The 25,351-nt window shown below is 42.4% G+C and carries 22 protein-coding genes and 2 riboswitches; of the genes, 19 read left to right on the top strand and 3 right to left on the bottom strand.

Annotation, left to right across the window (positions count from 1 at the left end; translation table 11 throughout):
- The first annotated feature begins 39 nt into the window (after positions 1-39).
- The 7 genes from KUV80_RS11620 to fabZ all read left to right on the top strand — a co-directional run bounded on the left by KUV80_RS11620 (position 40) and on the right by fabZ (position 5,983).
- Positions 40-975: a M23 family metallopeptidase gene (locus KUV80_RS11620; protein WP_222462865.1), complete on the top strand. Its 936-nt coding sequence runs from the start codon at positions 40-42 to the stop codon at positions 973-975.
- Positions 976-1,610: 635 nt separating this feature from the next.
- Positions 1,611-1,877, top strand: a complete 267-nt coding sequence (gene spoIIID / locus KUV80_RS11615; protein ID WP_026677325.1) for a sporulation transcriptional regulator SpoIIID — start codon at positions 1,611-1,613, stop codon at positions 1,875-1,877.
- A gap of 187 nt (positions 1,878-2,064) precedes the next feature.
- Positions 2,065-3,066 (top strand): rod shape-determining protein, encoded by a 1,002-nt coding sequence (locus KUV80_RS11610; RefSeq protein ID WP_222462864.1) that lies wholly within the window; start codon positions 2,065-2,067, stop codon positions 3,064-3,066.
- Positions 3,067-3,433: 367 nt separating this feature from the next.
- Positions 3,434-4,261 (top strand): flagellar hook-basal body protein, encoded by an 828-nt coding sequence (locus KUV80_RS11605; protein ID WP_222462863.1) that lies wholly within the window; start codon positions 3,434-3,436, stop codon positions 4,259-4,261.
- Positions 4,262-4,272: 11 nt separating this feature from the next.
- Entirely contained in the window at positions 4,273-5,100 is an 828-nt protein-coding gene (locus KUV80_RS11600; RefSeq protein WP_222462862.1) for a flagellar hook-basal body protein, read from the top strand.
- A gap of 15 nt (positions 5,101-5,115) precedes the next feature.
- Entirely contained in the window at positions 5,116-5,409 is a 294-nt protein-coding gene (locus KUV80_RS11595) for a DNA-directed RNA polymerase subunit beta (RefSeq protein ID WP_246625166.1), read from the top strand.
- Between the two features lie 136 nt (positions 5,410-5,545).
- Positions 5,546-5,983, top strand: a complete 438-nt coding sequence (gene fabZ / locus KUV80_RS11590) for a 3-hydroxyacyl-ACP dehydratase FabZ (protein WP_222462861.1) — start codon at positions 5,546-5,548, stop codon at positions 5,981-5,983.
- A 738-nt stretch (positions 5,984-6,721) separates the two neighbouring features.
- Here fabZ and KUV80_RS11585 read toward each other — a convergent pair.
- Entirely contained in the window at positions 6,722-7,753 is a 1,032-nt protein-coding gene (locus KUV80_RS11585; RefSeq protein WP_222462860.1) for a class I SAM-dependent methyltransferase, read from the bottom strand.
- Between the two features lie 119 nt (positions 7,754-7,872).
- Here KUV80_RS11585 and KUV80_RS11580 point away from each other — a divergent pair, with 119 nt between their 5' ends.
- From KUV80_RS11580 to KUV80_RS11565, 4 genes are all read left to right on the top strand, one after another.
- Positions 7,873-8,481, top strand: a complete 609-nt coding sequence (locus KUV80_RS11580; protein WP_222462859.1) for an SGNH/GDSL hydrolase family protein — start codon at positions 7,873-7,875, stop codon at positions 8,479-8,481.
- A 19-nt stretch (positions 8,482-8,500) separates the two neighbouring features.
- Entirely contained in the window at positions 8,501-8,983 is a 483-nt protein-coding gene (locus tag KUV80_RS11575; RefSeq protein WP_246625165.1) for a GNAT family N-acetyltransferase, read from the top strand.
- Between the two features lie 183 nt (positions 8,984-9,166).
- Positions 9,167-9,340, top strand: coding sequence for a hypothetical protein (locus KUV80_RS11570; protein ID WP_222462857.1), 174 nt, complete (start codon positions 9,167-9,169; stop codon positions 9,338-9,340).
- A gap of 171 nt (positions 9,341-9,511) precedes the next feature.
- Positions 9,512-10,597 (top strand): glycerophosphodiester phosphodiesterase, encoded by a 1,086-nt coding sequence (locus tag KUV80_RS11565; RefSeq protein ID WP_222462856.1) that lies wholly within the window; start codon positions 9,512-9,514, stop codon positions 10,595-10,597.
- Positions 10,598-10,666: 69 nt separating this feature from the next.
- Here KUV80_RS11565 and KUV80_RS11560 read toward each other — a convergent pair whose 3' ends face one another.
- Complete coding sequence (locus KUV80_RS11560) at positions 10,667-11,818, bottom strand: DUF5667 domain-containing protein (RefSeq protein WP_222462855.1); 1,152 nt, start codon at positions 11,816-11,818, stop codon at positions 10,667-10,669.
- A gap of 88 nt (positions 11,819-11,906) precedes the next feature.
- A riboswitch (cyclic di-GMP riboswitch) is annotated at positions 11,907-11,991 on the bottom strand.
- A 273-nt stretch (positions 11,992-12,264) separates the two neighbouring features.
- On the opposite strand from KUV80_RS11560, the gene KUV80_RS11555 reads away from it, so the two are divergent.
- The 8 genes from KUV80_RS11555 to KUV80_RS11520 all read left to right on the top strand — a co-directional run bounded on the left by KUV80_RS11555 (position 12,265) and on the right by KUV80_RS11520 (position 24,656).
- The gene (locus tag KUV80_RS11555) at positions 12,265-16,611 is read left to right on the top strand and encodes an alpha-amylase family glycosyl hydrolase (RefSeq protein WP_338083490.1); all 4,347 of its coding nucleotides are present in this window, start codon (positions 12,265-12,267) and stop codon (positions 16,609-16,611) included.
- A gap of 351 nt (positions 16,612-16,962) precedes the next feature.
- A complete protein-coding gene (locus tag KUV80_RS11550) occupies positions 16,963-18,264 on the top strand; it encodes a YjiH family protein (protein ID WP_222462854.1) in 1,302 nt (433 codons plus the stop codon).
- Between the two features lie 183 nt (positions 18,265-18,447).
- Complete coding sequence (locus KUV80_RS11545) at positions 18,448-20,772, top strand: Ig-like domain-containing protein (RefSeq protein WP_222462853.1); 2,325 nt, start codon at positions 18,448-18,450, stop codon at positions 20,770-20,772.
- 59 nt (positions 20,773-20,831) lie between these two features.
- A riboswitch (TPP riboswitch) is annotated at positions 20,832-20,937 on the top strand.
- Between the two features lie 66 nt (positions 20,938-21,003).
- Positions 21,004-21,630, top strand: coding sequence for a thiazole tautomerase TenI (tenI, locus tag KUV80_RS11540; protein ID WP_338083489.1), 627 nt, complete (start codon positions 21,004-21,006; stop codon positions 21,628-21,630).
- The gene (gene thiO, locus KUV80_RS11535; RefSeq protein ID WP_222462852.1) at positions 21,614-22,687 is read left to right on the top strand and encodes a glycine oxidase ThiO; all 1,074 of its coding nucleotides are present in this window, start codon (positions 21,614-21,616) and stop codon (positions 22,685-22,687) included. Before tenI ends, thiO begins: the two co-directional genes overlap by 17 nt.
- Positions 22,671-22,874 carry a sulfur carrier protein ThiS gene (gene thiS, locus KUV80_RS11530; protein WP_222462851.1) on the top strand — a complete coding sequence of 68 codons (204 nt, stop codon included), beginning with the start codon at positions 22,671-22,673 and terminating at the stop codon, positions 22,872-22,874. Before thiO ends, thiS begins: the two co-directional genes overlap by 17 nt.
- Before the next feature lies 1 nt (position 22,875).
- On the top strand, positions 22,876-23,643 hold the full coding sequence (locus KUV80_RS11525; RefSeq protein ID WP_222462850.1) for a thiazole synthase: 768 nt from the start codon (positions 22,876-22,878) through the stop codon (positions 23,641-23,643).
- Entirely contained in the window at positions 23,640-24,656 is a 1,017-nt protein-coding gene (locus tag KUV80_RS11520; protein ID WP_222462849.1) for a MoeB/ThiF family adenylyltransferase, read from the top strand. Before KUV80_RS11525 ends, KUV80_RS11520 begins: the two co-directional genes overlap by 4 nt.
- Positions 24,657-24,789: 133 nt before the next feature.
- Here KUV80_RS11520 and KUV80_RS11515 read toward each other — a convergent pair whose 3' ends face one another.
- The gene (locus tag KUV80_RS11515) at positions 24,790-25,248 is read right to left on the bottom strand and encodes a GNAT family N-acetyltransferase (protein WP_338083488.1); all 459 of its coding nucleotides are present in this window, start codon (positions 25,246-25,248) and stop codon (positions 24,790-24,792) included.
- Between the last annotated feature and the right edge of the window lie 103 nt (positions 25,249-25,351).

The raw sequence follows: 25,351 nt of genomic DNA, 5'->3' as shown, positions 1-25,351 counted from the left end.
TCAGAATTCTGTTCAAACTTGTTGCTGAGGTGATGAAAAATGAAAGAAGAAGAAAAACAAACCAAAAAAACAGTACCGATGAAAGGTAAGAATGCTATGAAAAAACGTTGGGTTTATCCTGCAGTATATCTTAGTTTCGCAGCAGTCATTTTAACATCTGTTCTATGGTATCAAAACGATGCGAAAAATGTGGAGGACAATACTCCGGATAGCGCGTTTGAAGACGATGGAACAGCAGTACCGGTTTCTTTAACAAAAGAAAGATTCCAAATGCCAGTTGCAGACCCTGAAGCCATTGAAGTAATTAAAGATTTCTTTAGTCAAGATGCTACAGCTCAAGAGCAAGAAGCAGCACTCGTATACTATAACAATATCTACTACCAAAATCGCGGTATTGATCTTGCAACAGAAGACGGAAAAGCGTTTGATGTAACAGCAGCACTAAGCGGTAATGTTGTAAAAGTAGGAAAAGACCCTGCACTAGGCTGGGTGGTAGAAGTTGAACATGACAAAGGTGTTGTCACACACTATTCTTCATTAGCCTCTGTATCAGTAAAACAAGGTGACCAAGTGAAACAAGGTGCAGTTTTAGGACAAGCTGGCGAAAATGCATACGATAAAGATGCTAAGATCCACGCCCACTTCGAAGTTCGTAAAGACGGAGAAGCAGTGGACCCAGTAATGGCTTGGGATCAATCTGTAGCTCAGCTTGCAAGCGCTGTTGAAGACTCTCGTAAAGAGATGAAGAAAGCAGAAGAGAAGAAAGCCGTTGAGGAAAAGAAAGCAGAAGAGAAGAAGCCTGCGGCACCAAAAGCCGATGATAAAGGCAGCAAAGACACGAAAGACGGCCAATACGACAAAGATGGCAAAGACCAAAATCGTGAAAAAGAATCATCAACGGAGTCAGCAGAAGATACTGATGCTCCCGCAGAAACAGACCCAACATCTGCAGATGATTCTGGTGCAAACGAATAAAAATGTAGTGAAGCTGACTCAATCGAGTCAGCTTTTTTCGTATTTCCTCATGATATTTAGTAAGCGGGGTACGATGACGGACGTTTCTGCTTCAGAAACAGCGGTAAGAAAGCTAAAAAATCCCCTTGTTTTACGTTCTATGAGCGAATAGAAGCGGTCTATGAGTGAAAAGAGGATTTCTATGAGCGAAAATGATGAGTCTATGAGCAAAAGTCAAAGTTCTATGAGCGAAAGTCACAGTTCTATGAGCAATCGTGTAACAGAAAAAAGAACACGTACCGTAAAAGAAGCGGTGACCATCAATAGATCCTCACAAAGCTAGTCCATCTGTTAGGAGCTAAAATTAATATGTTTAATTTTTCAAGGGATGATGTAGGTTTTTTCACAAAATTGGACATTTCCCCTTGTCCCAGTTGAGATTTAGGCATATAACGAAAACTTGGTTAATAAGATGTTACAAAACCTACAATAATTCAATTGAGGGTGAGCGGTGAGAAATCGTACTATGGCTGCGGTGGAAAAAGGGGAATGGAAGCAATACTTATAAGCCGAAGATGACAACAAAACTTGTCACGTAGCTTGTTCATAGAAGTCTCAATCGCATCTCTCACATCCATTTTAGGGAGGCGAGTGGTGTGCACGATTACATCAAAGAGCGAACCATCAAGATAGGACGGTATATCGTGGAGACAAGAAAAACAGTCCGCATGATCGCAAAAGAATTCGGGGTTTCCAAAAGCACGGTGCATAAAGACCTCACCGAGCGACTGCCTGAAATTAATCCGGATCTTGCAAATAACGTAAAAGAAATCCTCGAATACCACAAGTCCATCCGCCACTTGAGGGGTGGGGAAGCGACGCGCGTAAAATACAAAAAGGGCGCAGAGGAAGTTGTTCAATAAGTAGGAAAATCAATTGACACCTGAACATTATGTACCTCGTTCTTTTCTGAAATGTCCCAAATTATTTTTTGACAATTTTTAACCTTGTTCGACAAACATGTGATATAATGATTAATTGGATAGAACTTCGATTTTTTACTAAAAATGTCATTATATCGTATGGATTGTTTAACAGGGAGGATAAAACATGTTTTCAAGGGACGTTGGAATTGACCTTGGTACCGCTAATGTATTGATCTATGTAAAAGGAAAAGGAATTGTGCTTGATGAGCCATCCGTTGTTGCGATCGACACGAATACTGGAAAAGCTCTTGCTGTCGGTGAGGAAGCTCGCCGTATGGTAGGGCGTACACCAGGAAACATCGTGGCCATTCGTCCGCTAAAAGATGGCGTAATCGCTGACTTTGAAGTAACGGAGCAAATGCTGAAACACTTTATTAATAAAATCAAAGTGAAGGGCGTGTTTGCGAAACCTCGAATCTTGATCTGTACCCCAACGAACATTACGTCCGTTGAGCAAAAAGCCATTAAAGAAGCTGCGCAAAAATGCGGAGCAAAGCAAACGTTTCTTGAAGAAGAGCCGAAAGTGGCTGCAATCGGGGCGGGGATGGATATCTTCCAGCCAAGCGGCAATATGGTTGTTGACATCGGTGGTGGCACAACTGACATTGCGGTCTTGAGCATGGGTGATATTGTCACCTCCTCTTCTATTAAAATGGCTGGGGACAAGTTCGATGCCGAGATCCTTCAGTACATAAAGAAAGAGTACAAGCTGTTGATCGGCGAGCGTACGGCTGAGAATATTAAGCTTAATGTCGCAACAGTCTACTCTGGAGCGCGTGAAGAAGAACTTGAGATCCGCGGACGTGACATGGTTTCCGGTTTGCCGCGTACGATTACTGTGTACTCTGGTGAAATTCAAAAAGCGTTGATGGAGCCAGTTATGGTCATCGTTCAAGCGGCGAAAAGCGTGCTGGAGAAAACTCCTCCTGAGCTATCAGCAGACATCATCGACAGAGGCATCATGCTCACTGGCGGAGGAGCACTGCTTCACGGGATAGACAGGCTATTTGCAGATGAGCTAAAGGTACCTGTCTTGATCGCGGAAGAGCCGATGAGAGCGGTGGCGAACGGAACAGGCCTTATGCTTGAACATATGGATAAAATTGCAAAACGAAAAATCTTTTAAGCTGTAAAACGTCACCTCAATGGGTGGCGTTTTTTTATTTATGTGACAAAAAGTATGTAACAAGTACCTCATTAATCATTTATGAGCCTTAGAAAAATTTTATGGTCCTTCAAAAAAATTTATGAGCCTTCACCAATTTTTATGGTCCTTCAAAATTATTTATGATCCTTCAAATTCATTTAAAGGCTTTTCGACAAAACTGGAGCCACCAACATAAAGTATCATTTCAAGTTCACCTGGTACAAATTCCTCATTTTAAAAAGGAATCCGTCATTTTTCGCAGAATGGTATAAAGGAATGTAAAAAACTGTCGATATGTACGATGAGACATTTTGTGTCCAGATTACAATTACAGGAGGAATACTCCGTGTTAAGAGGCTTTTATAATGCTGCAGCTGGTATGCTGGCACAGCAGCGCAAACAAGAAATTTTAACGAATAATATGGCAAATGCCAATACACCTGGATATAAAGCGGACAATGCGAGTCTCCGCACGTTTCCTACGATGCTGCTGCAACATATGGGGGACACAAACATTAACGGCAAGTCCGTTCCAAACAACTACCCGATTGGACCAGGCACACTTGCGACGGGAGTCTATGTTCAAGAGACCACACCGAACTTCATGCAAGGTGACCTTCGTGAAACAGGGATCAAAACAGATGTTGCTCTTTTACAAGGGCAAGTGCCTATTGATCCTGAGACTGGTGCGCCCGGAGGTTTGTTTTTCCGCTTAAACGTTAATGGCGAAGAGCGTTTTACAAGAAACGGTCATTTTTCAGTGGATGCTGAAGGTAGTTTAGTAACACCTGAAGGACACTATGTACTTGGATCTAATGGAAACCCGATCACGGTGAGAAGCGATAACTTTACGGTGAATAAAGATGGCACAGTAATAGATAATGGCGGGGTTGCCGGTCAGATCGATATTGCCTATGTGGCCAACCCGAACAATCTTGTAAAAGAAGGATCAGGGCTCTTTAGACTGGATGGCAACGCGGCTAGTGCGATTGGAAACGCTAATATTGTCTACAACCTGCAGCAAGGATTTGTAGAGCGTTCCAATGTGAACACCGAATCGACGATGACGGAGATGCTGACGGCATACCGTGCGTTTGAAGCGAATCAAAAAGTACTTCAAGCCTATGATCGAACGATGGAAAAAGCAGCAAACGAAATAGGCCGGATCGGCTAGGGGGAAAAGACATGAACCAATCTATGATCTCAGCAGCCGTAACGATGGGGCAGCTGCAGCAGAAGCTTGATACCATATCCAATAATATGGCGAACAGCACGACGAACGGTTACAAACGACGCGAAGTGCAATTTGCCGATCTTCTTTTTCAACAAATGGAGAGTTCTGCAATAAATCCAACAGAAGATGGCCGGCTGACACCGAACGGCATTCGAATGGGGAGCGGGGCACGCGTTTCTTCGACGGCAGTGAGTCTAGAAGCCGGAACGCTGCAGCAGACAGGACGGTTACTGGATGTAGCTCTTACAGAACCAGGAATGTTCTTTTCGTTACAATCAACAGATGCTAATGGACAAGAAGTCGTGGAATATACGCGGGATGGAGCCTTTTATTTGTCACCATCAGCGGGTAATCCTGATCTGATGGAACTTGTAACGTCAGCTGGCAACCGGGTAATGGGCACAGCTGGACCGATTACGATTCCAAGTGACCATAACAAAATTACCATTGGACAAAATGGCCAAGTTTCGGTAACGTTAAATAATGGAGCGGTTGTTGAATCTGGACAGCTTGCGGTAGTAAATATCGTTCGTCCGCAGCTGATGCTCGCAGTCGGACAAAATTTCCAGGCGCCACAAGGCATTCCGTTAAATCAGCTCATTGAAGAAATAGGAGCGGGAGCAGGTAACTTTGTTCAGCAGGGAGCATTGGAATCATCCAATGTAAACATTTCAACGGAGATGACGGAACTGATTCAAACACAACGTTCATATCAATTTAACGCGCGTTCTCTTACCATTGCTGACCAGATGATGGGGTTAGTAAACGGGCTTCGCTAAATGAGGTAGGTTTGTATGACAACGAATGATATGCAAGAGTTGAATAAAAAAGAAAATAAACCAGCAAAACAGCGTCACAAGGAACACGAGGCATCTTCACGGGAAGAGAAGAAAAAGCTGATCAACCGTGGAACAAAAAGAAGCTTTCCGATATGGCTTCGTCTTTTGCTGCTCATATGCGGGATCGTGGTTTGTTTTGCTGTCGGTACGATGGTTGGCTATGGTGTGATCGGAGACGGAAAACCGATGAATGTTTTTGAAAAAGAAACATGGACTCACATTATCGACCTTGTCGAGAAAGACTTGTAAAGATATAATAATAAAAGCAATGGCAGCCAAACAAATCGTCATTGTTTTTCTTTTGAGCATAAATTAGTACCAGGTAACAATACCACGTATAATAAAAATAAGAAAACGTTGAGATGACAGGAAAGGTGATGTGATTATGTTAACGATCGAAGAAATTAAAGAAATTATCCCCCACCGCTACCCGTTCTTGCTGGTTGACCGAATCTTAGAAGTAGATGAAGGACAGCGTGCAGTAGGAATTAAGAATGTAACCGCAAACGAAGAGTTTTTTAACGGGCACTTTCCAGAGTACCCGGTGATGCCAGGCGTTTTAATCGTAGAAGCTCTTGCACAAGTGGGTGCCGTTGCGATGCTTAAAAAAGAAGAAAACCGTGGACGCCTCGCTTTCTTTGCTGGCATCGACAACTGCCGTTTTAAAAAGCAGGTCGTACCAGGAGATCAATTGCGTCTTGAAGTGGAGATGACACGTGTACGCGGTTCCATTGGAAAAGGGAAAGGGATCGCGACTGTGGATGGCCAAGTCGCATGCGAAGTCGAAATCACCTTCGCTTTAGGCGACAAAAAAGGGGACTGACCCCACACAATTATCATAAAAGCTTGAAATGGAGGATCCCGCATAGGTGATATTCTCCATTTCAAGCTTTTGTTTTAGCTTATTTTAGATTTATCATGTGAAAACATTAACGGGTTCGGATACCTATCATAAAACGTTAACTAGCATTCTTAACAGTAATTTTGCTGAATATATAAATGTTCTTGGTTTTGTAGATCAAATTGCTATGCCGGCGATTTGGCTCCTTTTTATATGCGATTTATAAACATAGTTATTTTAAAGGAAATACACCTCTCTTTGTTGAATTTTTTATTAAATTAACTACGCAGGTTAGCAGAAGAAGGTGTTAGTACCAGTCAAAATAGTTAGCAACGATTAATGAATGAATTAATTGGGAGTTAGAAGATGAAGAATAAAAAAAGAAATAGAAATGGCTTTTTAAAAGATACCCTAATTGAGTTTATATATGAAGTGGTATGGAACATCATAATGTTTATACCAAGAATGATCATTCGCTTAATAGGGCATATTTGGTGAAGGAATTAGTCAAAATAGAGCTACCGTTGTGCTGTAATTTGCGAGCTTACAGAAGTTTTCTGTTAGTCTACAAATGGATATACAAATTCTATAGCGAAAAATTAGTAACAGTAAATCAATAAAAATAGACCATCATTTTTAAGAACAATTTGATGGTCTATTTTGCTTACAAATTAAATTTTGTGACAGGTAACAGAACCCGGAACAACATCCTGGTTTTACTTATTTCGCTTTCGCCACGATGCCGTTGTGCACTTTAATATATCCGTGCTTCATGATATCGAGGCCGTTTTCATATAAATAAAGTCCCATCTGCTCGAGCGTCATTAACTCTCGGTACGTATGGTTCATTACGTCTGCCATAATCTCATAGTACAGTTTGGAACGAAGCTGAGCACGCGGTGTTGTCATGACGATATAGCCTCCAGGTTTTAGAAATCTACGGTGCCATTCAACAACCTCTGCTTTTATTGAATCAGGAAAGTGTTCCAGCAGCCCGACACTTAGCACAATATCAAACTCGTTGCCGAATGGGAGATTGCGAATATCGTCCACCACATAAGAGATGTTAAAATCATTTTTATGATAGACTTTGTCTCCGCCTGTGCTTGGATTTTTCCCCAAAAACGGATACGATTCAGGAAACTCAACAAATCTCGCATCCCGGCAGAACGGATCATAGTCAACCATGACCACTTCACCGCCCGGATACATCGCCGATAGCTGCATCGCTTCATACCCTTCAGCCGCTCCTAAAAATAGAATTCGTGGCTTTTGAACATCTAATCCTTCAAACAACGCTCGTTTTCCCCTAGGGTCCCAGATGCCGTCCTGAATACGATGCACGTAATTCCATAAATGAATGCGCAAATAATCCCCCAACGCCACTTTTACTTCAGCTGGCTTAAAGCTTTTTAAACTATGAATAAATGCGCCCTTTTTTTCATGGATGTCAGAGGGGACGTCTTTTGAAAACCACTCGTGGAAGGATTGGTTGAACATCGTCCAGGAGGTGTGAACAGGAAGCGGCTCGCCATGCTCTTTTTCCCATTCTGTTTTTTCTTTTGAAAAAGAAGTAACTTCGTACGGCTTACCGACGTCTTTCCAAGATATTTGGGACCAGTCTTTTACCGTATTTACTTTAACCCATTTCTCATATTCACGTTGATTGTAATGACGTAAATCCATGCGATAAGAGGGCAACATCTCAGTCTGACCTAATGTGGCCGGACGATTAACAACAGTTTCAAGCATATTTTTTCCTCCTGTAAAACGGATCTTTAACTATTAATTCCAAATAACGCTGGAGAATCCTTTATTTCATTCTTTTTTCAACATCATGATAAAATGAAGAAAAAGGGAGGGATGCACACATGAAAATGATTTTTATTGGAGACAGCATAACGGCCTCAGGGAAGAATGCAGATCCCGAGAGACTCGGAAATGGCTACGTTCGGATGATAAAAGAAGAACTTTCCCAAAACGTCAACATCCTTAACAAAGGTGTGAACGGTCACCGTGTAACAGACCTGGCCATTAGGTGGGAGCGTGATGTTATCAATCTTGAGCCTGACCTTGTATCCATTTCTATCGGAATAAATGACGTGTGGAGGCAGCTGGACAGTCCTGATCTGAATCAAGTGGACGTTGAGAAATTTGAGCAGATCTACCGTGATTTGTTGTCACAGCTGACACAGAACAATTCTGTAAAAGTTGTACTTATGGAACCAACCATAATAGAAGAGAATCCTGAGTCAAAAGGAAACCAAATGCTCATTCCCTATGTGGAGACAGTCCGTAAATTAGCAAACGAATGTGGAGCATGGGTTGTGCCGACTCATGACGTTTTTATGGAGCATCTTAAAAGTTACCCAGAAATGACATTAACAACAGATGGGGTACATATGAACAAAAAAGGAAACCTGCTGATGGCACAGACTTGGTTAAAAGAAACAAAAGATCTCCTAGCAGATTATTTTTAGAAATCGAGGACATAAAATGATGACAAATGTTACGCTATCTTTTTTTGAAGAAAAACATATGAAAGAACTGATTTTGTTTCATTTACCAGACAATCAGGAAAAGTTTACACAACACCCAGAGAAGGCATTAAAACTATGTGAAGAAGACCGTGAACGGTATCCGATTGTAATTACAGCATCTGGAAGAACAGTCGGTTTCTTCGTTTTACATAAAGGAGAGAACATCAAAGATTTCACTTCAAACGAAAAAGCGATGGTCATCCGTGCTTTATCCATCAATCACCAAGAGCAGGGAAAAGGATATGCAAAGAATGCGATGATGCAAGTCCCGCAATTCGTCACAACTCATTTTCCTGAAATTAACGAGCTCATCCTTGCTGTCAATTTTAAAAATGAGCCAGCTAAGCAGCTTTACGAAAAAGCGGGCTTTGAAGACCGGGGACAGATCAAACCTGGCCCGGTTGGACCTCAATATGTATTGCATTATGATGTCATTAAATAACAAAAACCTCTCCTTTTATTAAGCGTATATAAAGAAGATATAGGAAATGTAAAGTAATGGTTAGGACTTGGTAAATTGCGACTTTTCGGATTTTTTTCATGATATATTCTTTAACAGGGACAGACAAATCCCGCACTCATGCAAAAAAAATCATAATGAAAATCCGAAGGGAGCAATAGGAAGATGACTAAAACAATGATGGCGAAAATCGGAGCATCTCTTTTGGCAATTATGTTAATCACTGCATGTAACAACGCGGAAGACACGAACACAGAAGAAACAAACACGGAAGAAACTGAAAATAAGGAAGAAGAAACTTCTACAGAAGAGGAATCAACTGAAGAGTCAGCTGAATAAGATAGAACAAAGACCGGGCCTCTACCTATCAGAGAGGACCCGGTATTTTTATGGACTGAACGAAGGCCATGTTATCCGTTTTCTTTATGAATTCTTATTAATCTTGTTAACAGGGGTTCACATTATCTCTCTATACTTTTAAAAGTAAAACATCAAAGAGGAGATGACAGGATGAAAAAAACAATTATCGTAGCGGCAATTGCAGGCATGATGGTAAGTATCCCAGCCGTGCAAACAGCAACAGCTGCAGACAGCGAAGAATTAAAATCAACTAACAAAGGTTATGGACCGAAAACCTTTGATCTGCAGGCGCATCGAGGTGGCCTTGGACTTACGGTTGAATCTACGATTGCATCGTTTTCGCGCGCACTTGAAGTGGGTGTTCATACACTTGAGTTGGACGTGCAGATCACGGAGGATCACCAGGCTGTTGTTACGCATGACCGCAAGATTTCGTCAGCAAAGTGTCAGGATACAGGTCCCATCACAGCGGAAGACCCGGAGTATCCTTATGTTGGCAAGTACATAAAAGACCTCACGCTTGCACAAGTGCGTACTCTTGATTGTGGCTCTCAAACGTTGCCTCAATTTCCTGAACAACAGATGAGCTCCGGCTCTCGCATGCCGCTATTGAGTGAGGTGTTTGATCTTGTAAAACAGTATCGTGCGAACAAAGTATGGATGAATATAGAAACAAAAGTAGAGGCCGGTGCACCAGAAGAGACGGCTCCTCGTGAAGAGTTTGTCCAAATCGTAGCCAGTGAGGTTCGTCAAGCGGGTATGTTAGATCGTGTATCTATTCAAAGCTTTGATTGGGGAGCATTGATGCGCATGCGTGAAGTTGAGCCGAGGTTGCCTATCGTCGCACTGACTAACGGACCGCAGTTTTTACAGCCCAATCAGCCTGGAGCTTCACCTTGGCTTGGCGGGATTGACATTGATGACTTTGGAGGCGATCTCGTTGCGGCAGCTCATTCATTTGGTGCGGACGCTATCTCTCCTGTGCACGGTTTTCCACAGAACGGAAAAGTGACCGACGAAAACTACGAGCCTTATGTGACGAAAATGATGGTCCAAAAAGCACATAACCATGGCATGAAAGTAATTCCTTGGACGGTTAACGATAAACCAACCATGCACAAGCTTATAGATAATGGAATAGATGGACTCATCACCGATTACCCGGACAGATTGCGTGAAGTGATGGAGGATCATGATTTAAAATTGCCTAAGCGCTACAAAGCTCATAAGCAGTAAAGAAGAACCAACAAAAAAACTCGTCAAAAACGACGAGTTTTTTTGTTTTATTTGATAAATGCAGTTTGATTAATCTCTATCCTTGTCATCGTCATCGTCTTCATCGTCGTCTTCATCACGATCATCATCATCGCGGTCTTCATGACGTTTTTCATCTTTACGCTGTTCTTTTTTAGGTTGTTCTTTTTTAGCTTGTTCCTTCTTAGGCTGCTCTTTTTTTACTTCTTCTTTCGGTTGTTGTACGTTTCTTACTTCCTCTTTTTTAGGCTGTTCTTTCTTAGGTTGCTCTTTTTTCGGAAGTGAAGTTGTTGTTTTTTCTTTTTCTTTCTTTTCTTTTACAGGCGCAACCACTGTTGTCGTTGTGTCTTCGTCCATATCTTCTGTATCATCACTTGATTCTTCACCGTCAGATTCCTCAGAATCATCTGTTTCCGGTTTTTCTTCTTCTTCTTCTTCTTCTTCTGACTCATCATCTTCTTCGTTTTGTTTCATCTCATGCTTAGCTATCTTCTTTTCTAGTTTTCCAAATGCCTTGGCAATGTTTTTAGCCAATGCTTCTTGAGCTTCTGGGTTTTCGATTTTTTCTAGTGCAGCCATCAACGCAATGATGTTTTGAAAGAATTTCTTTTCTAGCTCTGAAAATGAATCGTCTTCCTCTTCTTCTCCTGCTTCTTCGTCAGCAGCTTCTTCATCCACAACTGTTTCATCTGTTGTCTCTTCCGTTGGTGCTTCTTCGTTTGCTTCTTCTTCCGTTACCTCTTCAGTCGGTTTTTCTTCCTCAGCAGCTTCTTCTTTTTCAACAGCTTTCTCTTGCTTGGCGATGGCTTCTTCTAAAAGCTTAGTAGCTTCTTCCACTTTGCCTTCTTGTAAAAGAATGTTTGCTTCTTTAATGCGCTCTGCAGCAAATTCTGCTAATAGCTTCGCTTCTTCATAGTCGTCAGTTGCCATGGCAAGCTGGATGTTTTCCATCATTATTTTTATAAAATAAAAGAAATCACCTGGAACAAGATTTGGAATTTCTTCTTCAGCTGGAGGCTCTTCAGCATTATTCTCGGAAGGTGTTGGTTCCTCTGGTGATGTCGTTTCAATCGGTGCTTCTGTTTGTGCTTCCTCAACCGGTATCTCCACAGGTGTCGAGCCGCCTGTGTTTGCGAATGCAGCCGGTCCAAATGAGGTTGTTGTGAGTCCTAGTGCTAATAATGAACTTAAGATCTTCTTCACTTTCATTCTCCCTTTCTTCCTTAAAGATTGGAATTTAAACAATAAAGAAAAACACACTCTGGCCGTTTGGCGGAGTGTGCTCCGAAAAAACGGCAGCTGGCTGGCATTACAGAAATGTAGAAGCCCCTTTAGCTTTGCGTCGCTGCGTTTCCGCAACTTTGCCTTTATCCTTTTAAGTTCCATGTATTATTCTTCCTAAATATAGCGTGTAAAAAAATGTCGAACAAGTAACAGTTTTCCTATTTTGGCACTAGGGTTACATGTAAAACTAAGGACAATGTATCTACTAAATGAGTCATTGTGCCTATTCATTAATCCATGACTCAGACGAATGGGGTATTTTCCAATTAAGGAAAATATGACATAATCATAGTAATGAAAGCGCTGTCTTTTTATGGAGTTGCGCAAACGCTTTCGTAAACGATTAACGGGAGAGGGGATTTTTTGTGAGGAAAAAGAATTCACGTAACGCGGTTTCATGGCTATTACTTATCACGATGATTTTGCAAACGTTTGCATCAGCACTACTCATACAACCAACCACCACTAAAGCAGAAGAACGTACGGTTACACTGGTTGGGAATCTACAGAATGAACTAGGAGGATCAGGCGACTGGAATCCAGCTGATTCGGCAACCAACATGGAAAAGCAGCCGAACGGAAAGTATAAGCTTACGGGTACGTTACCTGCAGGGAATTACGAATACAAGGTTGCCATCAATGGTTCTTGGGTAGAGAACTATGGAGTGGACGGAAAAGCGGGCGGTGACAATTACAAGCTGACCGTAGAATCCGAAAAAGAGGTGACGTTTGTGTATGATGATACGACGCATAAGATAACGATTCCAGAAGCACTTCCAAAAGAACAAACACCTCGTATTGTTGGGGATATTCAGCCTGATATTGGAGCAGGAGGCGAATGGTCACCTGGTGAATCAACGGCTCTTTTACAAGACGAGGATCTTGATAATATTTACACCTACACAGCACAAGTGCCAAAAGGAAAGCACGAGTTCAAGATCGTGCTCGGAAACAACTGGGATGCTCCTGCATACCCTGGTAACAATTTCGTACTTAACGTTGTAAAAGAAGCAGAGATTACGTTCTTTTATAACCATGACACAAAAGAAGTGTACACGAATTATGATGCAGGCTTGCCTGATGATAGTGTGAACGGGGACAAGCTTTTCCATAATACGTGGGATGAAACTTATCGTGCACCGTTTGGAGCAATCAAAGCGGGTCAACCTGTAACTCTCCGCCTGCAATCAAAAAAAGGTGATCTGACAGGTGCAAAACTATATCTTAGAAACTACAATTCTGGCAGCACAACGGTTAAAGATATGGAGAACGCAGGCTGGACGATCGTGAATGGTGAAGAGGTCGAGCTTTGGGAAGCCATTGTAACGCCAGAGGAAAAAGGCGTATACGGATACAAGTTCTCAGCACGTGATGGCGAGACGGTAAAAGAGTATGGTGAAGACACAGGGGAAGGCGGAACAGGTGTGACGGCTGACACGAATGCCGGTCTTTTCCAAATGACTGTCTATGATCCATCGTACAAAACGCCAGACTGGATGAAAGAATCCGTTGTCTATCAAATTTTTCCGGACCGCTTTTTTAACGGCAACAAGAAAAACGATGACGACAAAACAACAGCACGCGGTACAGAACCGATCGAACACCAAGATTGGAGCGAGCTTCCGGACAATCCGCGTTTAGCTGAAACAGAAGGATACGATGGCGACGCGATCTGGTCAAACGACTTTTTTGGCGGTGATGTTAAAGGAATACAAAAAAAGCTCGACTACATTCAATCTCTTGGCGTAAACACGCTTTATTTAAACCCGATTGCCCATGCTGCATCCAACCACAAGTACGATGCAACGGATTTTAAAGCGATCGATCCGATGTTTGGAACACCTGAAGAATTTAAGGCTTTTACAAAAGAACTAAAAAAACGCAAGATGCACCTGATCTTAGACGGGGTGTTCAACCACGTTGGTGATGACTCGATCTATTTTGACCGTTATGGCAAATACGAATCAGTGGGTGCGTACGAATATTGGTCTAGCATCTACGACCTTATGAACGAACAAGGCTTAACAGAAGAAGAAGCGAAAAAGCAAACCGAAGAAAAGCTCATAAAGGAAGGCCAGAAGTTCAGCACATACGGCTTTCATAATTGGTTTAACATCAATAACGAGAAAGTGAACGGAGTCTATAAATATCAGGCATGGTGGGGCTTTGATTCACTTCCTGAGATCAAATCCATTCCAGGTGAAGCGGTAGACTATGATTCTGAACTTAACAACAAAAAGTTTGCTGATTACATTATGTACGATAAGGACTCTGCTGCGAAATCGTGGCTTAACCGCGGTGCATCAGGCTGGCGCTTAGACGTTGCAAATGAAGTAGATACCGAGTTTTGGAGAGAGTTCCGTAACGAGTTAAAAGAAGGCAAAAAGGACGATCCGCTTATCCTTGGCGAAATCTGGGATGATGCGTCTGAATACTTCCTTGGCGATCTGTATGACTCTGTTATGAACTACCGTTTCCGCGGCGCGATGATTGACTACTTAAAGAACGGCAATGCAAAGGGTGCGGAAAATCAGCTGAATGCTGTTTTTGAAGATTATCCAGAAGAAGCGTTCTACGCATTGATGAATTTGATGGGCTCACATGATACCCCTCGTGCAGCATTTGTTCTTGGTAACGGAACAGATTCGTTTGAGCGTGCAGAGTTAGATCCGAAATACGACCATGAACTAGGCGTTAAGCGATTGAAGCTTGCGGCGATTTTACAGATGGGGTATACAGGCGCACCGACGGTTTATTACGGAGACGAAGCTGGCGTAACAGGCTCTAAAGATCCGGATGACCGCAGAACATACCCATGGGGCTCTGAAGATAAAGAGCTTGTGAAGCACTATCAAGAGATCGGTAAAGTGCGAAATGATTATCATAAGCTGTTCAGTTATGGTGACCTCGAGCATCTTTACGCTGAAAAAGATGTGCTGGCTTACACGCGTACTGATAAGAAGAACGCAGCACTAGTTGTGACAAACCGTGGTATGGAAGAGAAAACCATTGAGCTGGATGTTAAGAAGCTGATCGTAAACAACGTAAAGCTGACTGATCAGCTGAACAAAAAATACAAAACGACTGTTAAAGATGGAAAACTGACAATAACTATTCCTGCAATGAGCGGAAGAATGCTGATTTCAGACAAAGGACAAAAGTTGAAGCGTCCGGAATCTGTGGAAGACTTGGAGACGAAGGAAGGAAGCCATTCCGTTTCGTTATCATGGGATGGAGACGCGAAAAGTTATGCTGTCTATCAAACGACGATCTCTGGCGCTTTTTATGAAAAAGTAGCAGAGACGAAAGAAGATTCAATTGTGATCGATGGTCTTGATAATGGTCGCAAGTATTATTTTGCTGTTGTGGCTATCGATAAAAACAACAACGAATCTGTTAAAACAGAGAGCAAAGCGCTGATTCCGCATGTGGCGTTAAAAGACGGAAACTATGAAATTGCCAACGTAACAAAGCTGCAAGACGGGGTGATTGACCTTTCGAAAACGCAGACCGTTACAGCTGATATTTTTATAGAAAATGAAACAGAAAGTGACGTAGCAGAAGGATTGAAAGCTGAGCTTCAAGTGAAGGAACCAGGAAAGAGCACGTGGACCTCACAAAAAGCAAGCTACACCGAGCAGAACGGTTCATTTAACCAGTTCAGCTCATCATTCCTGCCGTTTACGGAAGGTACGTACGAATACCGCTACGCGTTCTCGACCGATCTAGGCAGAACATGGGTAACGAGTGAAACAAATGCTGTAACCTTCACGAAAGGTGACGACACGACGGCTCCTGCTGCATCCGTAACGTTGCAAGAACCAGCCCAAGAATCTGGGCAAGTGAACTTAACGTGGTCGGTAGAGAGTGCGAACGATCCTTATTTGTTCACGATCGTCCGTGACGGTGAAGTGATCGATCAAGTGCTGGATACGAACACCACCACTTACAAAGACATAAACGTCACGAACGGTAAAACGTACTCCTATGAAGTCCATATTTATGACAAGGCCGGTAACAGCGTAAAGTCGAACACCGTGAGTGTCACTCCTGACCTTGTTATGGTAAAAGTAACCATGAAAGTGAACGCACCAGCATACACACCACAAGGAGCAGACATCACGATACCTGGAAGCAAGAACGGCTGGAACACGAGTGCCTGGAAGATGACGCGAGGCGGCGCGGTAACGAATGATTACGAATACTCATTTGAAGCGCAAGAAGGCGAAGTTATCACATACAAGTACGCGAAGAACAGCTCGTGGGATCAAGAGGGTCTGTCTGATCATACGCCGGGCAACCCGAACGATGATGACGTGAGCTACTACGGCTATGGTGCACCTGGAACAGATCTTAGCTTTGTCGTCACGAATCAAGGCGGCAACGAGATGGTCGTTCAAGATAAAATTCTTCGCTGGATCGACATGCCTGTTGTTGTGACATCTCACAGTGATGGCCAATCCGTAACATCTGACACGATTACGCTTAAAGGAACTGCGATCAAAGAAGGCGTCATGACGATTAATGGTGAAGCAGTCACGATCAACGACGATATGACGTTCTCGCATACCGTGAACTTGAAGAATGGTGAGAACAAGTTAAATATTCACATTGAACCGTCGGAAAAGAACAAGACCGCAATTTTTAAGAACGATGGCGGGGCGATTGGGAAGAATACGAAGGATATTGTCATGACTATTCACAAAAACTGATACAAAAGGGTGTCTCACGATGGGGTGAGGCATCTTTTTTTGTTTTGTTCTAGGTTTTGATAACGGAAATGGGTGTCTATGAGCGGATATAGGATTCTTATGAGCACATACTGCGTTTCTATGAGCAAACACCGCGTTTTTATGAGCATATCTTGGCTGTCTATGAGCGAATATCGCGTTTCTATGAGCATTTGTGTAACAGTTATAAGAACACGTACCGTAAAACCGGTGGTGAATGATTAATTTTAAAAGGTACAAGCAGGAGTCGGCATAATTCGTACTTTGTCCCGATATGATGTATAGAGAGCCTGTCACAACAGGCTTATCACAGATGAAGGGGAGTAGAATGAAATGAAAAAAACTGCTGATTCATGGTCTCATTCTTTAAAATTTCTATTATTCAGCGCAGTCGGCATTTTCATGTTCTTCATTCCGATTTCGGTAAACGGCAAGTCGTCCATTCCGCTTGATCACCTCGTTACATGGGTGAGAGATACAGCGGGAGATGCGGTCCCATTGTATGCCTTGCTCGTTATCCTTTTAGGAGCGATTTATCCGTTCTATACGAAGACGTGGAACAGAGATAAGGTAACTACCACGTTCTCTCTGTTAAAAGTAGCTGGTCTGATCGCCGCTGTCCTTCTTTATTTTGAATGGGGTCCGAGCTGGTTGAGTGATCCGAACATGGGGCCGTTTTTATTCGAAAAATTGGTCGTTCCTGTAGGCTTGCTTGTGCCGATCGGAGCTGTTTTCTTAGCCTTTATCGTTGGTTATGGACTCATGGAATTCATAGGAGTGCTTGTACAAAAAATCATGAGGCCGATCTGGAAAACATCTGGAAGATCTGCAGTAGATGCTGTGGCCTCTTTTGTCGGCAGTTATTCAATTGGGCTGCTCATCACAAACCGCGTTTTTAAAGAAGGGAAATATACGGTAAAAGAAGCAGCTGTAATCGCCACAGGCTTCTCCACGGTATCGGCAACGTTCATGATTGTTGTAGCGAATACGCTTGGACTCATGGAAATGTGGAACACGTACTTCTGGTCGACACTTGCCGTAACCTTTCTTGTAACCGCTATCACAGTAAGGATCAGGCCTTTGAGCAGCATGGAAAATACGTATGCAACCGGGGAAGGAAAGCCGGAAGAAGTGGTGAATGAAAAAATTCTTCAAAACGCGTGGGATGGAGCTATGAGATCATCGGCAAATGCTCCAGCTTTTTTCCAAAACGTCTGGTCCAATTTAAAAGACGGGTTTGTAATGGCGATGAGCATCTTGCCTTCCATTATGAGTGTAGGACTTATTGGACTGCTGTTAGCGGAGTATACACCTGTATTTGATTGGATCGGGTATGTGTTCTATCCGATCACGTGGGCGCTGCAGCTTCCAGATGCGATGCTTGCAGCGAAAGCCGCATCAATCGGTATTGCTGAAATGTTCCTGCCGGCATTGCTTGTTGCTGAAGCGGCACTCGTTACGAAATTTGTAATCGGCGTCGTGTCGGTTGCTTCTATCCTCTTTTTCTCAGCGAGCATACCTTGTGTCCTCTCAACAGAAATTCCGATCAGCTTGCCAAAACTTGTATGGATTTGGTTCCAGCGTACGGTGTTAGCACTGATTCTCGCAACACCGCTCGCGTACCTGTTGTTGTGAAGTAATGAATGGAAAAGATGAAGATGCTGCTATCAATAATCGCAGCATCTTTTTTATGGGTAAGTGAAAAATTTTAGTAATCTAGCCCTATTTTTCTAAAATTATCAAAATATAACTTTATTTTCCCATTACATATTGTATGATAATGAAGCAATGATATGAATGGATTGGGGAGAAGACAGGTTGAAAAGGAAATTAAGTTTATTGTTTTTATTGGTAACACTCGTAGTTGGCAGCTTTCCTTTAACTAGTTTTGCGAACGAAGATTTTCCGAGATATGAAAGTTTGTCAGTTAGTCCGAAAGAAGCGGCGATTAACGAACCCGTTTTATTTGACCTTTATGCACCAGACTCTGCCTATTTTATGCTGGAGGCACGCCTAACCTATAAGTCTCCACAAGGAGAAACTCAAGAAATCGTTTTAAATGGTCCTGATCATTGGACAGGCAAATTTACGGCTTCCTCTTTTGATGAAGTGGGTACATGGGAACTCCAAAGCATTTATCTATATGATGATAGCTACAACAGCAGTTTGTTTACACGAGAAAACATTGAACAGCCGGAAAAATACGATTTTACAATATTAAATGAAATAAAAGAAGCAGATGTAACTGCACCTAGTGTGAATGCGATAACGTTTGAAAAAGAGCAAGTACAAGCAGGTGATTTTACAAAGATTACTGTTTCTGCAAGTGATGATACAGGAGTAGAGTGGGTGACACTCGGTCTGTACAACACATCAGGACGAGGATCTGGTCAAGTAACAGATTTTGTAAAAACTGAAAATGGCACCTTTGAAGCAACTTGGTGGGTGCCGCAATTTACGGATCAGGGTGAATGGCAAGTAAGCTGGATTTATGCAGGTGACGCTGCAGGAAATCAATCTTACTGGGATGCTTTTGCAGAAGAAAATTACCCAGAAGCGTTTGGCAAGATACAGGTTCTTAATAAGAATCCGGACTATACAGCCCCAACGGTTTCAACTATTCAGTTCGTGAATGAAAGCGTTCAAGCTGGACAAGAAAACACAATTATTATGGAAGCAGAAGACGATCTTTCAGGGATCAATTATGTATCTGTTGGGTTGAAAAACACACTAGGACAAACCCTATTTATACATGGTATCTATAAAAACGAAAACGGATTGTGGACAGGATCAGTGTTAGTGCCTTCGTATATGAAACATGCAACGTTTAAAGTATGGAATGTTTATGTAGAAGATGTTGCGGGCAATGTAGATCATCAATTTTATGAAGAAGAGTATCCACCAGAATTCGGTACGTTTGAAGTGATAAATGATAACGAAGATGTGAGTGCTCCAGAAGTTCATAGTGCTACGTTTGACAAAGAGATCATGACTTCAGGAGGTACGAATGTAGTAAGAGTAAATGCAACGGACGATAACAGCGGCATTGAAAACATTGAGATCTATCTAAAAAGTCCAAGTGGTAAGGGAACGACAAGCACATATTTGTACCTTAATGAAGAGGGTAGTTGGATAGGAGAGTTCCATGTCCCTCCTTATACGGAATCAGGTGAGTGGAGGGTTGAGAAAATTATAGGAAGAGACTTTGCAGGCAATACAGCCGATATAACCTATTCTGCTGAGAATTATCCAGAAACCTTTGGGACATTTATAGTTGAAAACGAAAATTTTGACCAAACGGCACCAAAAGTAAACAAGGTCGTTTTTCAGAAATCAGAAGTTAAAGCAAATGAAGAGGCTGCTTTAACCGTTTATGGAGAAGATGCTGAAACAGTCCCAGCATTTGTGGAAGTCAAACTTGTTAGTCCTTCAGGTAAACAAAGCTTGATGGGGAATAGTGATTATTTGGATGAGAGTGGATTGATGCATATTACCATACCAGTTTCTGAAGATGCAGAACATGGTGAGTGGCTCATCCAGCAGATAAGGATGGTAGACTTAGCTGGAAATGAAGCGGTATATGCTTATGCTGCTGAAGATTACCCTGCAACCTTTGGAAAACTATTTATTAATAATGACAGAACAGCACCTGCTGCACCGGAAGTGGATGAAGTAAGTGACAGTTCTAACCTTATACAAGGAACTGCAGAACCGATGGCTGCAATCGTTGCATATGTTAATGGAGAAGTGTTAGCAGAGGGAAATACTACTGAGACTGGAACTTTTTCAATTGAAATTCCAGCTCAAACAGCCGGCACACTAATAGAAGTACTGGCTGTTGATGAAGCAGGTAATAAAAGTGAAAAAACTAGGGTTACTGTTGTTGACCGTACTGCCCCAGAACGTCCTATAGTAACTGAAGTGACGAAGGTCAGTGTTTCAGGAACAACTGAACCAAGTGCATTTGTCACCATAGTGGATAGCAAAGGAATGGTTCTTGCATCTGTTCATGCAGACGAAAATGGCCATTTTCATTCTGAAATCCAAAAACAAAAAAATCATGACTTTATCTTAGTTAGTGCAGCAGATTTAGCTGGAAACGCGAGTGGGAAACAGCAGGTCTTTATAAAACATAAGAAATAATTAATATTTGTTTACTGAATTATTTTTCGTTAAAATAGAATCATAGAAAACAAAATATTCGTTACCACTAGGGGAGCCTGTTAAAGGCTGAGATTAGAGTGTACTTTAAGACCCTTAGAACCTGATTTGGTTAGAACCAACGTAGGGAAGTGGTGTGTTGATCCGAAACTGCTAATCTATAGATTTCGATAAAACCACCTCTTTCTTTACAAAGGAGGTGGTTTTTTTAGTGTGAACATACGTAAACAGCTTCATGTCGTGTCTACAGGTAAACAGCCTGATCGTGTACTTATCAACATCATGAGAGAGATCCACCCGTATATATCGGCTCTTCATGTTCGTGAAAAATCAAAAACAGCGAAAGAGCTTGTTTGTTTGATGGAGCAACTGACAAAAGCGGGTGTACCTCTAAGGAAGCTAATTGTCAATGACCGAGTAGATGTCGCGATATGCTCAGGAACGAGAGGGGTTCAGCTTGCTCATCACAGCCTTGACCTCTCTCTAGTAAAAACGGCATTTCCTGATCTAACAATCGGCTGCTCCATTCATTCCGTTACAGAAGCGATAGATAGCGAACAACATGGTGCGAGCTACCTTCTTTACGGTCATGTTTTTTCGACTTCTTCTAAACGGGGCATAGAGCCAAAAGGATTAGAAAAGCTTAACGACGTCACTTCTCAAACGACGCTTCCGGTTATCGCGATCGGCGGGATACAACCTGCAAATGTGTGTGATGTCATGAGGGCAGGAGCCTCTGGTATTGCTGTAATGTCTGGCATATTGGAAGCGCAATCCCCCTTGCAGTCTGTTATTGAATATCGAAATCATCTGGAGGTGTGGGATGAAGCATATATATGATGCGGCTATCATCGGAGGCGGGGTAATCGGCTGTTCCATTGCCTATCATCTCGCGAAAAAGAATAAAAAAGTGATTTTGTTGGAAAAAGAGCGTATTGCTTGTGGAGCATCTGGTGCGGCGGCGGGGATGCTTGGCGCACAAATGGAGTTTACAGCTGATCATTCACTTTATCCACTTGCCATAAAGAGCCGGGATATGTTCCAGATGTTAGCACAAGAATTATACAACGAAAGCCAAATCGATATTGAGCTGATTGAAGAAGGCATCTATGAGCTTGCGTTTCATGAAGAGGAAGTAACGTCTCTGCAAAAACGTGAAAACGAAGAAGACGCGTTTTGGCTCAATAAACATGAGCTGCTAAAAAAAGAACCAGCACTCTCAGATCGTGTTCGTGGTGCCCTTTTTTTCCAACGAGACAGCCAAGTTTCACCCCAAAAGCTGACAGAAGCATTTATGATGTCTGCCCAAAATCGTGGTGCAGAAATCCGTGAACAAACGAAGGTCGTTTCATTTATCAAAAACCAAAGTGAAGTGACAGGTGTGGTGACCGAGAGTGAAACGATACATGCTCACAACACGATTATAGCTGGAGGAGTGTGGAGCGGTGAACTAGATCCGGATCTCGAAATGATTCCCATGAAGGGAGAGTGTCTATCATTTACCACCGAAAAACCCCTGTTAAAAGGGACGGTTAACTATAGAAATTGTTATCTTGTGCCGAAAAAAGACAACCGGCTCATTATAGGAGCAACGACGATTCCGCATTCATTTCAACAAAATGTCTCTTATAATGGAATTTTTCAACTGATGAAAGTGGCAAAAACAATTGTTCCGAGTTTGATAGACGCAGAGTTTGAAAGAGCGTGGAGCGGGATACGTCCTCAAACGAAAAGAGGTGAGCCTTTTATTGGAAACCATGAAGAATATGAGAGGCTCTTTGTTGCAGTAGGACATTATCGGAATGGGATCTTGCTTTCTCCCCTTACAGGAATGATGATGACGGAACAAATCATTGCAAAAGAAAGGCAGGCGTATGTGAGTGAAGCTTCAAATTAATGGAGAAGTGCTTGAAGTGCCAAAATCTCTTCAGACGATTACGGATTTACTGAACCACCTGGAACTGCAGAACCAAACGGTAATTGCAGAGATCAACGACGAAATTATATCAAATCATAAACAAGACGAGACGGCGATTAAAGAGAATGACAAGATTGAACTCGTGCGTTTCGTTGGAGGAGGATAATATGTTAAAAATCGGATCTTATTCGTTTTCATCACGGCTTCTTTTAGGAACAGGCAAATACCCGGATTTTGAAACACAGAAAAAAGCGGTAGACGCTTCAGGCTCTGAAATTTTGACGTTTGCAGTACGACGAATGAACATTTTCGAAGCCAGTCAGCCCAATTTTTTAGAGATGCTTGATTTAAAAAAATACACACTGCTGCCTAATACAGCTGGAGCGAAAACAGCGAAAGAAGCGGTGCGCATTGCAAAACTCGCTAAAGCTTCAGGATTATGTGATATGGTTAAAGTAGAAGTGATCGGCTGTGATAAAACGCTGCTGCCAGATCCTGTAGAAACGTTAAAAGCAACAGAAGAACTTTTGAAAGAAGGATTCATTGTCCTGCCATACACTTCAGATGATGTGGTGCTCGCACGACGTCTAGAAGAGCTTGGTGCGCATGCGATCATGCCAGCAGCCTCACCGATCGGTTCAGGGCAAGGAATCATGAATCCTCTGTATTTAAAATTTATTATTGAGCAAGCGGCTGTTCCGGTTATCGTAGATGCAGGAATCGGTACGCCTTCTGATGCCATGATCGCGATGGAATTAGGAGCCGATGGTGTTCTGCTGAATACGGCTGTTGCTGGAGCAAAGGATCCTGTGAAAATGGCTCTAGCGATGAAGATGGCCGTAGAAGCCGGTCAGTTAGGATTTGAAGCCGGCAGGATCCCGAAAAAAGAAACGGCAACCGCCAGCAGTCCTTTAGAAGGGTTGAGTGTAAATTGAATGAAAGATATTCGAGACAAGAACTATTTACCCCAATCGGGATAGAGGGGCAAGTAAAAATACGCCAGAAGAGCGTGCTGATTATTGGTGCTGGTGCGCTCGGTGCGGCGAATGCTGAAGCCCTCACTCGGGCAGGCGTAAAAAAAATCGTGATCGTCGACCGAGACTATGTTGACTGGACAAACCTTCAGCGACAGCAGCTGTACACAGAAGAAGATGTGAAAAACCAGCTGCCAAAAGTAGTCGCAGCAAAAAACAGACTTCAGCAAATCAATGCTGAAGTGGAAATCGAAGCACACGTGATGGATATGGGGATTGAGGAAGCAGAAGAGCTGATCTCGGATATCGATCTGATCATGGACGCCACGGATAACTTTGAAACGAGGCTATTGATTAACGACCTGGCTCAAAAATACATGGTTCCCTGGATTTATGGCGCTTGTGTGGGAAGCTATGGAATCAGCTATACGATGATTCCGGGACAAGGACCATGTCTGAACTGTTTATTAGAAAAGATACCGGCTAACGGGCAAACGTGTGACACAGCGGGAATCATCTCACCTGCCGTACAAATGGTTGCCGCCTATCAAACGGTTGAGGCGTTGAAAATTCTAGTTGAAGATGAGCAAGCGGTCAGACGTAAGATTGTGACGTTTGATCTATGGGAGAATCAACAGATGGTGCTAGGGATGGAGAAAGCAAAAAAGGAAGATTGCCCTTCATGCGGCAAACATCCGTCGTATCCATACTTAGAAAAAGCTTCTGAGTTAAAGGCTGCGGTTTTATGTGGACGGGATACGGTGCAAATCCGTCCGGCGTCGGGTAAAGAATTCGATCTCGAACAAGTGGAAAAAGCACTGACCCCGCATGGAACGATCCATCGAAATGCGTATTTGCTCTCTTTTCAAGGAAAATCACATCGATTGGTTCTTTTTAAAGATGGACGCGCATTGGTGCATGGGACGAAGAGCACGTCAGAAGCGAAGACCCTTTATCACAAGTATTTAGGGTAAAAGAAAACAAACATCGTAAATCGCATATAAAATTAGCATATAAAAAAGCACTGCATTTTTGCAGTGCTTTACGCTTGTACCCGTTACTTTAAGTGGAATCTTTGTTCCAACTTTACCTAACCCCTAGTGTGACTTATAGTGTTTTTTCCATTTTGATATTTGTCTCTTTATATCCTAACTTTTCATATAAGTCTCGTGCTACTTTGTTTTGACCAAAAACGTGTAGTCCTATACTTTTTATTCCGTTTTCTTTAGCAAAGGTTTCAATTTCCTTCATAGTCTTTTTACCGTAACCTTTGCCTTGGTATTCATCCCAAATCGTAATGTCATAAATAAATCCTTTTTCATCTGTTTTTGTAGCCAGCCAAATGACACCAACTTCTTTGTCTCCAACACGAATGATAAATAGGTTATGATTTTCTGTATTTTGTCCTTCAGGCAACAACTTTTCAAATTCTTTTTTTGCATTCCTTATTGCCTCTTGTGGCTCCCAATTTCCAGACGTAATCTGCTCGTCGGCAAAGGTCTTAATTGCAAAGCTTAGATAACGTTGGAATTCTTCCGCATTCATTTTCTCTAATCTCAAAGTCACGATCTTTCTCTCCTCGCCAAAAATTAGGAATTTCTTGTTACACAAACCTGCACTGCACGCTAGATGAATAAGGCAGAATATTTTTTTCTTTTTTTTAATATGA

Source organism: Fictibacillus nanhaiensis (assembly GCF_019801215.1).
In the GTDB taxonomy this organism is placed as follows: Bacteria; Bacillota; Bacilli; order Bacillales; family Fictibacillaceae; genus Fictibacillus; species Fictibacillus nanhaiensis_C.
The sequence above is the reverse complement of the archived record's forward strand: the minus strand, read 5'-3'. Positions and strand labels throughout refer to the sequence as shown.

What these genes read in the sequence shown, in the direction of transcription:
- KUV80_RS11620 (WP_222462865.1), top strand. Translation starts at nt 40, where the DNA reads ATGAAAGAAGAAGAAAAACAAACCAAAAAAACAGTACCGATGAAAGGT.
- KUV80_RS11610 (WP_222462864.1), top strand. Translation starts at nt 2,065, where the DNA reads ATGTTTTCAAGGGACGTTGGAATTGACCTTGGTACCGCTAATGTATTG.
- KUV80_RS11600 (WP_222462862.1), top strand. Translation starts at nt 4,273, where the DNA reads ATGAACCAATCTATGATCTCAGCAGCCGTAACGATGGGGCAGCTGCAG.
- KUV80_RS11595 (WP_246625166.1), top strand. Translation starts at nt 5,116, where the DNA reads ATGACAACGAATGATATGCAAGAGTTGAATAAAAAAGAAAATAAACCA.
- fabZ (WP_222462861.1), top strand. Translation starts at nt 5,546, where the DNA reads ATGTTAACGATCGAAGAAATTAAAGAAATTATCCCCCACCGCTACCCG.
- KUV80_RS11585 (WP_222462860.1), bottom strand. Translation starts at nt 7,753, where the DNA reads ATGCTTGAAACTGTTGTTAATCGTCCGGCCACATTAGGTCAGACTGAG.
- KUV80_RS11580 (WP_222462859.1), top strand. Translation starts at nt 7,873, where the DNA reads ATGAAAATGATTTTTATTGGAGACAGCATAACGGCCTCAGGGAAGAAT.
- KUV80_RS11575 (WP_246625165.1), top strand. Translation starts at nt 8,501, where the DNA reads ATGACAAATGTTACGCTATCTTTTTTTGAAGAAAAACATATGAAAGAA.
- KUV80_RS11570 (WP_222462857.1), top strand. Translation starts at nt 9,167, where the DNA reads ATGACTAAAACAATGATGGCGAAAATCGGAGCATCTCTTTTGGCAATT.
- KUV80_RS11565 (WP_222462856.1), top strand. Translation starts at nt 9,512, where the DNA reads ATGAAAAAAACAATTATCGTAGCGGCAATTGCAGGCATGATGGTAAGT.
- KUV80_RS11550 (WP_222462854.1), top strand. Translation starts at nt 16,963, where the DNA reads ATGAAAAAAACTGCTGATTCATGGTCTCATTCTTTAAAATTTCTATTA.
- thiO (WP_222462852.1), top strand. Translation starts at nt 21,614, where the DNA reads ATGAAGCATATATATGATGCGGCTATCATCGGAGGCGGGGTAATCGGC.
- KUV80_RS11525 (WP_222462850.1), top strand. Translation starts at nt 22,876, where the DNA reads ATGTTAAAAATCGGATCTTATTCGTTTTCATCACGGCTTCTTTTAGGA.